The sequence below is a fragment of the Variovorax sp. KK3 genome (assembly GCF_001984055.1).
GTDB lineage: Bacteria > Pseudomonadota > Gammaproteobacteria > Burkholderiales > Burkholderiaceae_C > Variovorax.
This window is the reverse complement of the sequence record NZ_LYVO01000085.1, coordinates 14,450-28,828: the sequence shown is the minus strand read 5'-3', so window position 1 is coordinate 28,828 and position 14,379 is coordinate 14,450. Positions and strand designations below refer to the sequence as shown.

The following is a 14,379-nucleotide window of genomic DNA, read 5'->3' as shown; positions in this document are numbered from 1 at the left end:
CCCCTACCCCCGCCCTCGACGACAACCAGCTCATGGCCGAACGGCGCGAAAAGCTGAAGGCGCTGCGTGCCGCGCAGACCGAGGGCAAAGGCGTCGCCTTCCCCAACGATTTCAAGCCAGCCGACCGCGCGGCGGCACTGCTCGCAGCTCACGGCGAAACCAGCGCCGAGGCGCTCGAGTCCGCACCCATCGCAGTGAGCGTGGCCGGCCGCATGATGCTCAAGCGGGTGATGGGCAAGGCCAGCTTCGCCACCGTGCAGGACGGCACCGGCCGCATCCAGCTCTACATCACGCGCGACGCGGTCGGCGAAGAGCCGTACACCGAGTTCAAGCGCTGGGACCTGGGCGACATCGTCGGCGCCGAGGGCACCGCCTTCAAGACCAAGACCGGCGAACTTTCGGTCAAGGTGACGAAGCTGCGCCTTCTCACCAAGAGCCTGCGGCCGCTGCCCGACAAATTCCACGGCATGGCCGACCAGGAGCAGAAGTACCGGCAACGCTATGTCGACCTGATCACCGACGAGGCGGCGCGCGAGCGCTTCATGGCACGCAGCCGCGCCGTGAGTGCGCTGCGCGAGTTCATGGTGGCCAACGGCTTCCTCGAAGTCGAGACGCCGATGCTGCATCCGATTCCGGGCGGCGCCAACGCCAAGCCCTTCAAGACGCACCACAACGCGCTGGACCAGGAGATGTTCCTGCGCATCGCGCCCGAGCTGTATCTCAAGCGCCTGATCGTCGGCGGCTTCGAGCGCGTGTTCGAAATCAACCGGAGCTACCGCAACGAGGGCATCTCGGTGCGGCACAACCCCGAGTTCACGATGATGGAGTTCTACGCGGCGTACTGGAACTACCGCGACCTGATGGACTTCACCGAGACGCTGATCCGCACCATCGCGCAGAACAGCGTGGGCAAGCTGCAGTTCGAGTACCAGGGCAAGCCTGTGGACCTGAGCCAGCCTTTCGAGCGGCTCACGATTCGCGAGGCGATCGCCAAGCACACCGAGGCCGGCGCGAATGCCGACGATGCCGCCTGGTTGCGCGATGCCCTGCGCAAGCTGGGCCTGAGCGAAGAAAAAGACAAGCTGTCGCAACGCAGCCTGGCCAGCCTGCAGGTGATGTACTTCGAGGAGACGGTGGAAGAGAAGCTCTGGCAGCCCACCTTCATCATGGAGCACCCGACCGAAATTTCGCCGCTGGCGCGCGCCAACGACGAGCGCCCCGAGGTCACCGAGCGCTTCGAGCTCTACATCACCGGTCGCGAATTCGGCAACGGCTTCAGCGAGCTCAACGATGCCGAGGACCAGGCCGCGCGCTTCAATGCGCAGGTGTCGGCCAAGGACAGCGGCGACGACGAAGCGATGTTCTTCGACCACGATTTCGTGCGCGCGCTCGAATACGGCATGCCGCCCACCGGCGGCTGCGGCATCGGCATCGACCGGCTGATGATGCTGCTGACCGATTCGCCGAGCATCCGCGACGTGATCCTCTTCCCCGCCCTGCGTCGGGAATCCTGAGCGCCACGCGCCTTCAAAAAAGGCGCGACAGCAGCGCGGACGCCTGTTTGTAGGCGGGGGTCTGCATCAGGTCGTTCCAGGCGAGTGCGGCCGTGCGCGGCAGCAGCGCGCGCCGGCGCGCCTCGCTGTCGGCACTCGGCTGCCAGCGGCCGTCGCGACGCGCTTTCGCGAAGCCATCGAGCACTTCGTCCAGCACCGTGCTTTCGCCGATGCTCTGGTTGCAAAGCAGGGCCAGGTCGCAGCCGGCGCCGAGGGCGGCCAGTGCCGCATCGGTGTAGCTGAGCTGCTCGCCCTGGATGCGGCGGGCGGCCTCCATGCTCAGGTCGTCGCTGAACACCGCCCCCTCGAAGCCCAGCCGGCCGCGCAGAACGTCTTGCAGCCACTTGGCCGAGAAACCCGCGGGGCGGGCATCGACCTTCGAATAGATCACGTGCGCCGGCATGACGGCCGACAAGGTGCCGGCCAGCCAGTCGTAGGGTTGCGCGTCGTCCGCAAGGATCGCCTTGAGGCTGCGCCGATCCACCGGAATCGCCACGTGCGAATCGGCACGCACGAATCCGTGCCCGGGAAAATGCTTGCCGCAATTGGCCATGCCTGCCTGCAGCAGGCCATGGGTCAGGCTGCGCGCAAGCAGCGCAACGACCCGCGGATCGCGATGGAAGCTGCGGTTGCCGATCACGCTGCTTTCGCCGAAGTCGAGATCGAGCACCGGGGTGAAGCTGAAATCGACGCCGCAGGCCCGCAATTCGGCGGCCAGCACAAGGCCGCAGGCCACGGCCGCCTGAGTGGCACGCATCGGATCTTGCATCCAGAGCTTGCCCAGCGACCCCATGGGTGGCAGATGGGTGAAGCCGTCGGTGCGGAAGCGCTGTACCCGGCCGCCCTCGTGGTCGACGCAGATGAGGATGTCGGGGCGCAGTGCCTTGATCTCGACATTGAGGGCGCTCAGCTGCGCGCGGTCTTGCCAGTTGCGCGCGAAGTGGATCACGCCGCCCACCAGCGGGTCGGCCAGGCGCCGGCGATCCACGGCATTCAAGGCCTGGCTCCCGATGTCGATGATCAGCGGGGCGTGCGATGCCTGCGGGTCCGTCATGGCTTGCGTTCGACCACGACGAAGCTCGCCGCGTAGTCGGTTTCGTCGGTCACCGTCACGTGCGCCACCAGCCCTTCGGCCTCGAACCATTGCTTCAGCCCGCCGTGCAGCACGATCACCGGCTTGCCGCTGCGCTCGTTCATGATCTCGCACAGGCGCCAGGTCATCGGCATGCGCATGCCCATGCCGATGGCCTTGCTGAAGGCCTCCTTGGCGGAAAAACGCGTGGCCAGGTAGCGCAATCCGCGCTTCGGCCAACGGGCGCTGCGTGCACGCCAGACGGCGAGCTCGGCATCGCCCAGCACCTTCTGCGCAAAGCGCTCGCCCTGGCGCTCGAAGGTGGCGGAGATGCGGCGAATGTCGCAGATGTCGGTGCCGATGCCGTAGATCACCGGGCGCCCGCCTCCTGGATGCAGCGGAGGTATTCGCGTGTGGCGGCGGTGTAGCCGAGCTCCAGCGCATCCGCGACGAAGGCATGGCCGATCGACACTTCGCGAACGTCGGGCACCGCACGCAGAAAGTCGGTGAGGTTGTCGCGGCTCAGGTCGTGGCCGGCATTGACCTCGAGGCCGGCCGCCCTTGCAGCCCGCGCTGCCTCTGCGTACAGGCCCAGCACCGTCTCGGCCCTGGAGGTTCCGCGGGCGGCCGCATAGCCCTCGGTGTAGAGCTCGATGCGATCGGCACCGGCCGCCTTGGCCGCGGCCATCATCTCGGGCTCGGGGTCCATGAACAGGCTGACGCGCACGCCGAGCGCCTTGGCCTCGGCGATCAGCGGCCGGAGGCGGTCGGCATCGTCGGGGAAAGTCCAGCCGTGGTCGCTGGTGGACTGGGCCACGTCGTCGGGAACGAAGGTGGCCTGGTGCGGGCGCAGTTCGCGCACGAAGTCCATCAGGTTGTGGAAGGGGTTGCCCTCGATGTTGAACTCGGCCTGGGGCCAGTCCTTGGACAGCAATTCCGACAGGTCCTGCACGTCCTGTGGACGGATGTGGCGCTGATCGGGCCGCGGATGCACCGTGATGCCGTGCGCGCCGGCATCGAGGCACAGGGCGGCGGCGAACAGCACGCTCGGAATGCCCAGTGCGCGGGTGTTGCGCACCAGCGCGACCTTGTTGAGGTTGACCGACAGGGAAGTGCTCATAGGGCTTGCAAGTCTCTCATCATCTGGCGTGTGCGCAATATGCTCACGCCGCAATGGTAGTGGAGCAGCACGCGCAACTGGTTGCGAAGCGCGCTGCTGGCGCCGGCATTCATCATTGCCACCTGGCGCAGCGCGGCGGCCAGAGGCGCGCGCTCTTCAAGCGTGCGCTGAAGTGCCTGCCATTCGGCACCCGAGAGCGCTGGTTCGTCATCCGCCGCCAGGCGCAGGCCCGCTTCGGGGACCAGGGTGTAGCGCATCTCCGTATCGAGCGGTTCCAGCGTCAGCGTCTGGACGTCGAGGATCGGCAGCAGGCCGACTTCGCGCAACAGCAGCAGTTCGAAGGCCCGCAGTGCGGCCGCCTGCGTGGCGGCCTGAGCACCACCGTGGTCGCCCGCCAGCACCTCGACGACCACGGCATAGCCGTCGAACAGCGCCTCGTGCGCGTCGTCGCGCGCCAGCAGCCGCAGCAGCAGTTCGTTGAGGTAATAGCCGGACAGCAGCGACTCGCCGGTCGGCATCACATGTCCACCCATCCATTCGGCAGACTTGAGGGTGCGGATCTCGGCGTCCCCGCTGTAGCTCAGCTGCAGAGGCTGCAACGGCAGCAACACGGGCCGGAAGTTGGAACTGGGCCGCTTGGCCCCCTTGGCCACCAGCGCCACACGCCCGTGCCGGCGCGTGAACACCTCGAGGATCAGGCTCGACTCGCTCCAGTCGTAACGATGGAGCACATAGGCCGGCTCATGCGAGACGCGCTGGGTCGCCATTCAACGACCGGTCGGCTCATTCATAGCCGAACGAACGTACCCGCGCCTCGTCGTCGGCCCAGCCCGAACGGACCTTGACCCACAGCTCGATGAAGACCTTGGCGTCGGCGAGCTTCTCGAGCTCCTGGCGCGTCTCGGTGCCGATGCGCTTGATGCGCTCGCCCTTGTCGCCGATGACCATCGCCTTGTGGCCGTCGCGCTCCACCACGATGGTGGCGGCGATGCGCAGCAGGCGCTTCTGGCCCTTGCGGGCGGGCGGCTCTTCCTCGTACTTGTCGATGATCACGGTCGAGGTGTAGGGCAGTTCGTCGCCGGTCAGGCGGAAGAGCTTTTCGCGCACCAGTTCACTCGCGAGGAACTGCTCGCTGCGGTCGGTCAGCTCGTCTTCGGCGTACCACCAGGGTTGCTCTGGCAGGTATTTTTCGCAGATGCCGAACAGGCGCTCGATGTCCTTCGGGTTCTTCGCAGACATCGGCACGAACTCGGCGAAGGCATGCCGACCCTGCATCTGCTGCAGCCACGGGGCCAGCTCGCTGCGGCGATTCACGTTGTCGAGCTTGTTGGCGATCAGCACGGTCGGGATGCCGCTGCCGAGCAGCTTGAGCACGCGCTCGTCGGCGGGCGTGAAGCTCCCGGCCTCCACGACGAAGAGGATCAGGTCCACGTCGGACACCGCGCCCACCACCGTCTTGTTGAGGGAGCGGTTGAGCGCGTTGGCGTGCAGGGTCTGAAAGCCCGGCGTGTCGACGAACACAAATTGCGTGGCGCCCAGGGTGCGCATGCCGGTGATGCGATGCCGCGTGGTCTGCGCCTTGCGCGACGTGATGCTGATCTTCTGGCCGACCAGCGCGTTGAGAAGCGTCGACTTGCCCACATTGGGCTTGCCGACGATGGCCACCAGGCCGCAGCGTTGCTGCGAGGAGGCGTCCGGCGCCTTGCCCTCTTCGGGAGAGAGCGGGCCGGACTCGATCGAATCATTCATGGGGATGCCTTTGCGGCGGCGCTGCCGCGTGCCTTGAGCCGGATCAACATGGCGGCCGCCGCAGCCTGCTCGCCGGCGCGGCGCGACCCGCCGATGCCGCGTTCACGGAAGCCCAGGTCGGCCACCTCGCATTCGACATCGAAGGTTTGCTTGTGCGCCGCACCGAGCGTGCCGACCACGCGGTAGACCGGCAACTTCATTTTGTGGCCCTGCAGCCATTCCTGCAATTCCGTCTTGGGATCTTTGGCGACCGCATCCATGCGGGGGGTGATGGCGACCGACTCGTAAAGCCGCCGCACCAAGGCCTGCGCCGGGCCGTAGCCGGCGTCGAGGTAGACGGCACCGATGAGTGCCTCCAGCGCATCGGCCAGGATCGACGGCCGGCTCGGCCCGCCGGACCGCGCCTCGCCTTCGCCGAGGCGCAGCAGCGGCGACAGCGCCAGCTTCAACGCCAGTTGGTGCAGGGTGTCCTGTTTGACGAGGTTGGCCCGCACGCGCGACAGGTCGCCCTCCGGGAGCTGCGACAGCTGTTCGTAGAGCAAATGCGCGACGGCGAGATTGAGCACCGAATCGCCCAGGAACTCCAGGCGTTCGTTGTGGTCCGCGGAGAAGCTGCGATGCGTGAGCGCACGCTGCAGCAGCCGAGGGTCCGAAAAGGAGTGCTGGATGCGCGCCTGCAGTGCGGCGAGATCAGCGCTCGTCACGTGCACACAGCGGGGTGGAGCCGAAGGCGAACCTCATCCTAGCGAGACTGGCCTTCGTACTTGAGCGTGAGGTAGGCCGGGCCGAAGAGGTGGATCTCGCGCTGGTAGGCAAAGGACACGACCACCTTGTCGCCGACCTTCTTCACATCCAGATCCTTGCCGCTGACCGACTGGAAGTCGTCGATGGCCTGGGCCCGATCGAAGATGGCGCGGACCTCGGGCACCGTGGTGCCTTCCTTGGCCTTGTTGGCCGCCTTGGTGATGGCCTGATACTCGATCAGCGTGGGGATCACCTGCGCGAGCACCACGCCGACGCAGGCGAGCACTATCGCGACGAACAGCAGCCCGATGAACGAGATGCCACGCTGGCGCCGCCAGGATTGACTAGCTCTCATGCCCTCTTACCCTCCAAAAACCAGTCTATTGGAATCCGCCGATGCGCTTGAGATCGCCGAAATTCATCCAGATGAAGAAGGCTCTGCCAACGATGTTCTTGTCGGGCACGAACCCCCAGTAACGCGAATCGAGCGAGTTGTCCCGGTTGTCGCCCATCATGAAATAGTGCCCCGGCGGAACCTTGCACGCCACGCCCTCGACACTGTAACGACAATTTTCCTGGTTCGGAAACGCCATGACCTCGGCCTCGGACAAGCCGGCGCGACGGCTGTCGTCGTTGAGCAGCATGTGGCGCTTGCCGCTCAAGTCTTCGCTGTACTGCTTGAGATAGCGCATGGACTCCTCGTCGAAGTACTCGGGCACGGCCTGCTTGTCGACCGCCTTGCCGTTGATGGTGAGCTTCTTGTTCAGATAGGCCACCTCGTCCCCGGGCACGCCGATGACGCGCTTGATGTAGTCCATGCTGGGCTTGGGCGGATAGCGGAACACCATCACGTCGCCACGTGCCGGCGGGGTGCCATCGGTGACCTTCGTGTTGATGACCGGCAAGCGCAGGCCGTAGGTGAACTTGTTGACGAGGATCAGGTCGCCGGTAAGCAAGGTCGGCATCATCGAGCCAGACGGAATCTTGAAGGGCTCGACGAGAAAAGAGCGCAACAGGAACACGGCCAGGATCACAGGGAAGAGGCCCGCGGTCCAGTCGAGCCACCACGGCTGCATGAGCAGGCGCTCGCGCGTCTTGGGGTCGACGGTGTCGACCTCGCGGATGCCTTGGCGCGCCAGGTCATCGCGTCGTTGGGTCAAAGAAGCATCGAGCCCGTCGGCCGCCTTGCGCCGCCTGGGCAGGAAGTAGAAGCGCTCTGCCAGCCAATACAGGCCCGTCACCAAGGTGGCCAAGAACAGCAGCAACGCGAAGTTGCCTTCGACCGCACCGAAATACCAGGCGCCGATGTAGCCGGCGAAGGACGCGAGGATCAGGGAGGTGAGAAATGCCATCGATGCGGTAATTCTTAGTCTTCGACCTGCAGGATGGCGAGGAAGGCCTCTTGCGGGACCTCTACCGAGCCGATCTGCTTCATTCTTTTCTTGCCCGCTTTTTGCTTCTCGAGCAGCTTGCGCTTGCGGGTGATGTCGCCGCCGTAGCACTTGGCGAGCACGTTCTTGCGGAGCGCTTTGATTGTCTCACGCGCGATGATGTTGACCCCGATGGCGGCCTGGATGGCGACGTCGAACATCTGGCGGCTGATGATCTCGCGCATCTTGCTCACCACGGCTCGACCGCGGTACTGGCTTTGAGTGCGATGGACGATGATCGACAGCGCATCGACCTTCTCGCCGTTGAGCAGGATGTCGACTTTCACGACGTCGGAAGCGCGGTATTCCTTGAACTCGTAGTCCATCGAGGCATAGCCGCGGCTGACGGACTTGAGCTTGTCGAAGAAGTCCAGCACGATCTCGCCCAGGGGCATCTCGTAGGTCAGCATGACCTGGCGGCCGTGGTAGGCCATGTTCATCTGCACGCCGCGCTTCTGGTTGGCCAGCGTCATCACGGCACCGACGTATTCCTGCGGCATGTAGAGGTGCACGGTGACGATCGGCTCGCGGATCTCGGCCATTCGGCCGACGTCGGGCATCTTTGACGGGTTCTCGACCATGATCACTTCGCCGTCGTTCTTCGCGACTTGGTAGACCACGCTGGGTGCCGTCGTGATGAGGTCCTGGTCGAATTCGCGCTCCAGGCGCTCCTGCACGATCTCCATGTGCAGCAGGCCCAGGAAGCCACAGCGGAAGCCGAAGCCGAGCGCCTGCGACACCTCCGCCTCGTAGTGCAGCGAGGAATCGTTGAGCTTGAGTTTCTCGAGTGCGTCGCGCAGCGAGTCGTATTCGCTCGCCTCGGTCGGATACAGGCCGGCGAACACCTGGGGCTGGATCTCCTTGAAGCCGGGCAACGCCTCGGTCGCCGTCGCGGCAGCGCCACCTGTTCCGGCCTTGATGCGAGTGACCGTGTCGCCGACCTTCGCAGCCTGCAACTCTTTGATGCCCGCGATGATGTAGCCGACTTCGCCGGCCTCGAGCGACTCGCGCGACTCGTTGGCCGGCGTGAAGACACCCAGGTTGTCGGCGTTGTAGCTCGCGCCAGAAGCCATCATCTTGATGCGGTCGCCTTTCGCCAAGCGGCCGTCGACCACGCGCACCAGCATCACCACGCCCACGTATGCGTCGAACCAGCTGTCGACGATCATCGCGCGCAGCGCCGCATCCGGATTCCCGCGAGGCGCGGGCACCTTGGCGACGATGGCTTCGAGAATTTCGTCGATGCCCATGCCGGTCTTTGCGGAACATGGGATGGCATCGCCCGCATCGATGCCGATCACGTCTTCGATCTCGGCCTTCGCGTTGTCGGGATCGGCTTGCGGCAGATCCATCTTGTTGAGCACTGGCAGCACTTCGACGCCAAGGTCGAGCGCGGTGTAGCAGTTGGCGACTGTCTGTGCTTCGACACCCTGGCTCGCATCGACAACGAGCAATGCACCTTCGCATGCAGACAGCGAGCGACTCACTTCATAAGAGAAGTCGACATGGCCCGGCGTGTCGATCAGATTGAGGTTGTAGACCTGTCCGTCGCGTGCCTTGTAATGCAGCGCAGCGGTCTGCGCCTTGATGGTTATCCCACGCTCTTTCTCGATGTCCATCGAGTCGAGAACCTGCGCTTCCATCTCGCGCTCCGCGAGACCGCCGCAGCGCTGAATGAGCCGATCTGCGAGCGTGGACTTGCCATGATCGATGTGCGCGATGATGGAAAAGTTTCTTATGTGATTCATCAACGGGAACGCTTAAGTACTTGAATTCGTTCGGGCACAGCGGGGAACGGCCAAGAAAAAAGGGCGCGTCCCCAAGAGACGCGCCCTGAACCAACAAGCAATGGCAACTGCAGTAGTTGGAACTTCATTGTAGGCAAATCGGGGGGCGCGTACAGCCGGGCCAAGGCCTCGGACCGGTCGTTGCAGGTCAGCAACAGGCAACTTGTAAACAGGTTATCAACAGATCCGGTGGACCACTTCCTTAACAACTTGTGGGCGATCTGTGGAGCATCGGTGGATGACCTCTACGCATCTCGCATCGTGGAGCGACCCCCGCAGCTTATGCGTCTGATCACGACCGAGGGCGAGCTATTCTACTAAAACGCATCATTAGGCTCGCCCAAAGTTAGTACAAGCTAACTATCCGAAGATCCCGAAAGCGTCGAAAAATTTTTTAGGTTGAGGTTGCGGGAACACCAAAAGCAGCCGAAAAAAGGCCCCAAACCCGACTACCGGGTGGGGCCACTTGACGGTTGATTTCGGTTTAGCGTGCAGGTCGTACCAGGGCATACTGGGCCCACTCCCCGCGCCGGAACAGCACGCTCACCGGCTTGGTCTTGTCCGCCTTCGCAAGCGCAGACTCGAATTCCTTGACATTCGCCACTTCCGCATTGTTCACCGCCAACACGATGTCCCCTTCGCGAAGACCGGCCCGCGTGGCGGCGTCGGCGACAGAATCAATCTTGACGCCGCCCTTGAGTTTCAGTTCCTTCTTCTGAGTCTCGGTCAGCTCGCTGACCGCGAGGCCCAACGACTTCGCAGCAGGCGATGCAGATGATTTGGCGACCGGCTCTTCACGTTCTGCGACGCGCGCCGGCTTGTCGGGTTCGATCTCGGCAATCATCACGTTGAAGTCGCGCGAGTTGCCGCGGCGAAACACGGTGACGCTGCTCTTGGTGCCCGGCTTTGTGTTGCCGACCAGGCGCGGCAGGTCACTGGGCTTCTCGATGCTCTTGCCGTCGAAGCGGGTGATGATGTCGCCCGGTTCGATGCCGGCCTTCTCGCCCGGCGAGCCGGCCTCGACGCCGCGTACCAAGGCGCCCTGCGCCTTGCCCAGCCCGATGGACTCGGCGACGTCCTTGGTCACCTGATCGATCTGTACGCCGATGCGGCCGCGCGAAACGCGGCCACTTACGCGCAGTTGCTCGCTCACGCGAATGGCCTCGTCGATCGGGATCGAGAACGAGATGCCCATGAAGCCGCCAGAGCGGGAGTAGATCTGGCTGTTGATGCCGACCACTTCGCCGCGCATGTTGATGAGAGGCCCACCCGAATTGCCTGGATTGATGGCCACGTCGGTTTGAATGAAGGGCAGGTAGTCCCCGGTGTCACGCTGTTTGGCGCTCACGATACCGGCCGTCACCGTGTTCTCGAGCCCGAATGGAGAACCGATGGCCATGACCCATTCGCCGACACGCAGCTTGGAGATGTCGCCGACCTTCACCGCTGGCAAGCCCGTCGCGTCGATCTTGACCACTGCGACGTCGGTGCGCTTGTCGGCGCCGATGATCTTGGCCTTGAACTCGCGCTTGTCGACCAACGTCACCAGCACCTCGGACGCGCCGTCGACCACATGCGCGTTGGTCATCACGAACCCGTCGGCAGTCAGGATGAATCCGGACCCGACACCGCGCGGCCGCTCTTCTTCTTGTGGCTGCTGGCGGTTTCGAGGGCCCTGACGCGGGATGTTCGGCATCTGCTGGCCGAAGAAACGGCGCAGGAACTCCTGCATTTCTTCATCCATTTCGGGAGTGCCGCCGCGCTGCGTCACCTTCTCGACCGTCCGGATGTTGACGACCGCCGGGCCGACCTGGTCGACCAGATCGGTGAAGTCCGGCAACACGCGGCCTTGCGCCTGAACAGGGGCGGCTGGCAGCAGCGACAGACCGGAAGCGAGCAGGAGCGCGCCGGCCATGAGAAATGAGCGGATCCTGTTCCCCTCGGTACTGAACATCATCGGCATCCTTCGTTGAAAAACTGAACTGAGTTGATCACGTGGCGGCTCAGCGCGCCCGCACAAGGCTCTGCGCAAAGGCATCGAGTGTCTGAGGCGGAACCTCACCGACCGCAGTAAGCCACCAGTCTCCATCCTTGTCTGCCAGCTTGCGGCTCAGCGTGTAGGTCGCACCGAGAGACAACAAGCCTTCGCGAGGCTGACGCTGGGCGTCGAAAGGCTCGACGAAGAGCGAGACCGTTGCAAGCCCATCGGAAAAGATCCATTGCATCGTGTGCCCCGGCTTGCCGCTCACCTCATTGCCCATGGCTCGCCGATAGCAGCTGACGGGTTTGAAGCCTGCAACCGGCGTGCGCAAGGCCCAGCCTTCCTTGCTCGGCGTCGTGCGATCGAGTTCAGCCTTTTCGATCCTGTAGCCCGCCGTGCTGCTCATCATCTGCGTCAGCACATGCGCCTTGACTGGGGGATCGAGTTGAAGTTCGGAAAAGGCGGATTGCTCGATCACGCGGCTTTCGTTGTCGATGGTCTGCAGCTTCACGACCAGGCCGGAACGCCGCTCGCTCCAGACGCGATAACCGAATCGCAGCCCATCGCGCGGCTCGAGTTGCACCACGTCGGCATCGAAACCGGCCACGCGATCCTTGCCGACGACTCGCGCGCTGTAGAGCTCGCCGATGGTCGAATCAGGGGCCCCGAGCAGATTGGGAAAGAGTTCCAGGTTGTCGCGCTTTTCGCTCTTGACGACTTTCGCCTCGGGCAGGAAGGTCATCACGTGGTCGTTTCGACGGAAGGTCGAACGAGGAGGCCCGGACAGCGCTTCGATGCGCTCCAGTTGAAGGTCGCCCTCGCACACGTGCCAGATGCGGGCGCTCGACAGATTGCCGGTGGCCGCCGAGACGACGAAGGTTCCTGCATAAGAGCGCTGCCGGGATGCCAAATGCATGCGCTGCAGCCACTCGACCACGTTCAGCGTCGGGGCCTCGCCACTGGTTGTGCTGATCGAATGCTTCGAAGAAGGCGAGGAGGCCCGGGTCTGGGCGATGGCGGCCTGCGCGACACATAGGGCGGCAACGAGGAGCAGTGCACTACGCGCTGAAATCGGCATCGAGACAGTCATGCTGGAACAGGAGGCGGACCGTCAGCGCGACGGGCCGTCGAAAGTTGCATTGCGGAGAAATCCGGAAGGCATTTGAGAAGCGCCACCAGCTTGCTTGTGGGCCTCGAGAAGTTGGTCGAGCCGCGGATCGCGCAGCATGACCTGCGGATTGCCATTGCCCACCACCACACGCATCGGTGCGAGCGCGGCAGCAGTCTGCGGGGAAGACCCGGCCGCGGCGAGCACCGACCCGGAATTTTGAACCTGTTGCGACTGCTGCGCGATTTGCGCACCCACGGGCTGCGAGCCGATGCCGCCGCCCACCCAGTTCCACCCGATCGCCGCCGCTGCCGCGAGGGATGCGGCCCCGGCCACGAGCTTCCAGCGAAAAACCGGCTCATTGGCCGCTTCAGCACGAAGCGTCGTCTGCACCACCAAGGGCGGCACCAATTCCGCGGGCCTCGATGGTTCCGCCGCCATACGTCGTTGAAGGCGCGAGAGAAACTGCGAGGTGTCGCTGCAAGAGGAATGCACGCCGGAACGCAACACATCACCAACCAAGTGGTAGGTATGCCAAGTCGCCCGCAAGTCGTTGTCGGCGCACACCGAATCGATCACGTGGGCGAGATCTTCCTCGCGCAAATGGCCATCCGCCAGCGCGGAGATCTGCTCATGGACTGTGGTCGTGTGCTTCATCTGGTTCACCTGCTTACCAACGCTTGCCGGACTGGTTGTCCAACAACGGTTTGACCCTTGCCGAAATGGCTTCGCGCGCCCGGAAAATCCGCGAGCGCACCGTGCCGATAGGACAGTTCATGACCTCGGCGATCTCTTCGTAGCTCATGCCTTCGATCTCGCGCAGCGTCACAGCCTGCCGCAATTCGGCGGGCAGAGCTTCCATCGCTGCCTCGACGGCGGCCGCGATTTCATTCGCGGCCAACACGGATTCAGGCGTTTCGTCGCTGGTTGGTTCGTTTCCTGGACGGTAAGTTTCATCATCGTCGTCGGAAGACGAACGCAATGCGCTTTCTGACACCGTCGGGTCGCGCTTCATGTCCACGAGGGCCTTCTTGGCCGTGTTGACCGCGATCCGGTAGAGCCAGGTGTAGAACTGAGCCTCGCCCCTGAATTGGTGCAGCGCACGGTAAGCGCGAATGAAGGTCTCTTGCGCGATGTCCTCGATGAGGTTCACGTCGCGCACCATGCGGCCGATCAGGCGTTCGATTCGTCGCTGGTACTTGATGACCAGCAGTTCGAAGGCCTTTTGATCGCCTGCGACGGTCCGTTGGACCAGTTGAAAGTCGACCTCCCCAGGTTTGGGAGCGCCTGCGGCGGGGTCGGTCAGGCCGGCATCAGGCGGGACAGGCGGTGGAGAGGCGGTCATGAAAGCGAATGCTGCGTACCGACCGACCCGCTCGACCGGCTGGCTACCGGCGTAAGACCTGGCGCGCTCTGCGAATAAACCGCTCGGCGCAAGGCCTGCCAGCGTTCCGGCATGGCATCACGGTCCAGCCAGAGCCAGAGCCGGGCTCCACGAGCCGAGTCGAAATGCGCGAGCAGCGACGACTGGAAGTCCAGCGCGACCCTCAGCTTCGGCGCCGGCCCGATAAAAGGATGCGAAATCGACCACTCAGCGCCGTCGAATTCCAGCATCGCGGCAGGCGGCCTGCGCAAAGCGCTTCCGTACCACGCAGCGCCGGCGCCAACGACCGCGAACAACAACGGCCCGATACGCCAGTCGGCGTCGAGGCGGACGACAGCGGCGATCACGCCGCCTGCCCCCGCGATCCACAGCAACAGAAACAAGCGGTTGGCGATGCGCGAACGCCCCACCGGATAGCTCACCGACGGGGCGCTTTGCATGGGTCGATGAA

The 14,379-nt window shown here is 64.1% G+C and carries 15 protein-coding genes; 1 reads left to right on the top strand and 14 read right to left on the bottom strand.

What is annotated here, in order from left to right; all coding sequences use genetic code 11:
• Positions 1 to 1,514, top strand: a 1,514-nt coding sequence (gene lysS / locus B0W80_RS28830; RefSeq protein ID WP_077002588.1) for a lysine--tRNA ligase, incomplete at its 5' end; no start/stop codon positions are given.
• A 13-nt stretch (positions 1,515 to 1,527) separates the two neighbouring features.
• Here the strand turns inward: lysS and nagZ are convergent.
• The 14 genes from nagZ to B0W80_RS28760 all read right to left on the bottom strand — a co-directional run bounded on the left by nagZ (position 1,528) and on the right by B0W80_RS28760 (position 14,368).
• Complete coding sequence (gene nagZ / locus B0W80_RS28825; RefSeq protein ID WP_077002586.1) at positions 1,528 to 2,607, bottom strand: beta-N-acetylhexosaminidase; 1,080 nt, start codon at positions 2,605 to 2,607, stop codon at positions 1,528 to 1,530.
• Entirely contained in the window at positions 2,604 to 2,999 is a 396-nt protein-coding gene (gene acpS / locus B0W80_RS28820) for a holo-ACP synthase (RefSeq protein WP_077002585.1), read from the bottom strand. Before acpS ends, nagZ begins: the two co-directional genes overlap by 4 nt.
• On the bottom strand, positions 2,996 to 3,745 hold the full coding sequence (locus B0W80_RS28815; RefSeq protein WP_077002584.1) for a pyridoxine 5'-phosphate synthase: 750 nt from the start codon (positions 3,743 to 3,745) through the stop codon (positions 2,996 to 2,998). The genes acpS and B0W80_RS28815 overlap by 4 nt, the downstream gene beginning before the upstream one ends.
• Positions 3,742 to 4,512 carry a DNA repair protein RecO gene (gene recO / locus B0W80_RS28810; RefSeq protein WP_077002583.1) on the bottom strand — a complete coding sequence of 257 codons (771 nt, stop codon included), beginning with the start codon at positions 4,510 to 4,512 and terminating at the stop codon, positions 3,742 to 3,744. The genes B0W80_RS28815 and recO overlap by 4 nt, the downstream gene beginning before the upstream one ends.
• Before the next feature lie 16 nt (positions 4,513 to 4,528).
• Positions 4,529 to 5,494: a GTPase Era gene (era, locus tag B0W80_RS28805; RefSeq protein ID WP_077002582.1), complete on the bottom strand. Its 966-nt coding sequence runs from the start codon at positions 5,492 to 5,494 to the stop codon at positions 4,529 to 4,531.
• The gene (rnc, locus tag B0W80_RS28800) at positions 5,491 to 6,198 is read right to left on the bottom strand and encodes a ribonuclease III (RefSeq protein WP_077002581.1); all 708 of its coding nucleotides are present in this window, start codon (positions 6,196 to 6,198) and stop codon (positions 5,491 to 5,493) included. The genes era and rnc overlap by 4 nt, the downstream gene beginning before the upstream one ends.
• Before the next feature lie 38 nt (positions 6,199 to 6,236).
• Complete coding sequence (locus B0W80_RS28795; RefSeq protein ID WP_077002580.1) at positions 6,237 to 6,593, bottom strand: DUF4845 domain-containing protein; 357 nt, start codon at positions 6,591 to 6,593, stop codon at positions 6,237 to 6,239.
• Positions 6,594 to 6,618: 25 nt separating this feature from the next.
• Entirely contained in the window at positions 6,619 to 7,590 is a 972-nt protein-coding gene (gene lepB / locus B0W80_RS28790) for a signal peptidase I (RefSeq protein ID WP_077002579.1), read from the bottom strand.
• Positions 7,591 to 7,604: 14 nt separating this feature from the next.
• Positions 7,605 to 9,416 carry a translation elongation factor 4 gene (lepA, locus tag B0W80_RS28785; protein WP_077002578.1) on the bottom strand — a complete coding sequence of 604 codons (1,812 nt, stop codon included), beginning with the start codon at positions 9,414 to 9,416 and terminating at the stop codon, positions 7,605 to 7,607.
• A 523-nt stretch (positions 9,417 to 9,939) separates the two neighbouring features.
• A complete protein-coding gene (locus B0W80_RS28780; protein WP_077002577.1) occupies positions 9,940 to 11,412 on the bottom strand; it encodes a DegQ family serine endoprotease in 1,473 nt (490 codons plus the stop codon).
• 46 nt (positions 11,413 to 11,458) lie between these two features.
• Positions 11,459 to 12,526 carry a MucB/RseB C-terminal domain-containing protein gene (locus B0W80_RS28775; protein ID WP_077002576.1) on the bottom strand — a complete coding sequence of 356 codons (1,068 nt, stop codon included), beginning with the start codon at positions 12,524 to 12,526 and terminating at the stop codon, positions 11,459 to 11,461.
• A gap of 21 nt (positions 12,527 to 12,547) precedes the next feature.
• Positions 12,548 to 13,201 carry a sigma-E factor negative regulatory protein gene (locus B0W80_RS28770; protein WP_077002575.1) on the bottom strand — a complete coding sequence of 218 codons (654 nt, stop codon included), beginning with the start codon at positions 13,199 to 13,201 and terminating at the stop codon, positions 12,548 to 12,550.
• A 13-nt stretch (positions 13,202 to 13,214) separates the two neighbouring features.
• On the bottom strand, positions 13,215 to 13,889 hold the full coding sequence (rpoE, locus tag B0W80_RS28765) for an RNA polymerase sigma factor RpoE (RefSeq protein WP_256856711.1): 675 nt from the start codon (positions 13,887 to 13,889) through the stop codon (positions 13,215 to 13,217).
• Positions 13,886 to 14,368 (bottom strand): hypothetical protein, encoded by a 483-nt coding sequence (locus tag B0W80_RS28760; protein ID WP_077002574.1) that lies wholly within the window; start codon positions 14,366 to 14,368, stop codon positions 13,886 to 13,888. Before B0W80_RS28760 ends, rpoE begins: the two co-directional genes overlap by 4 nt.
• Positions 14,369 to 14,379: the final 11 nt, after the last annotated feature.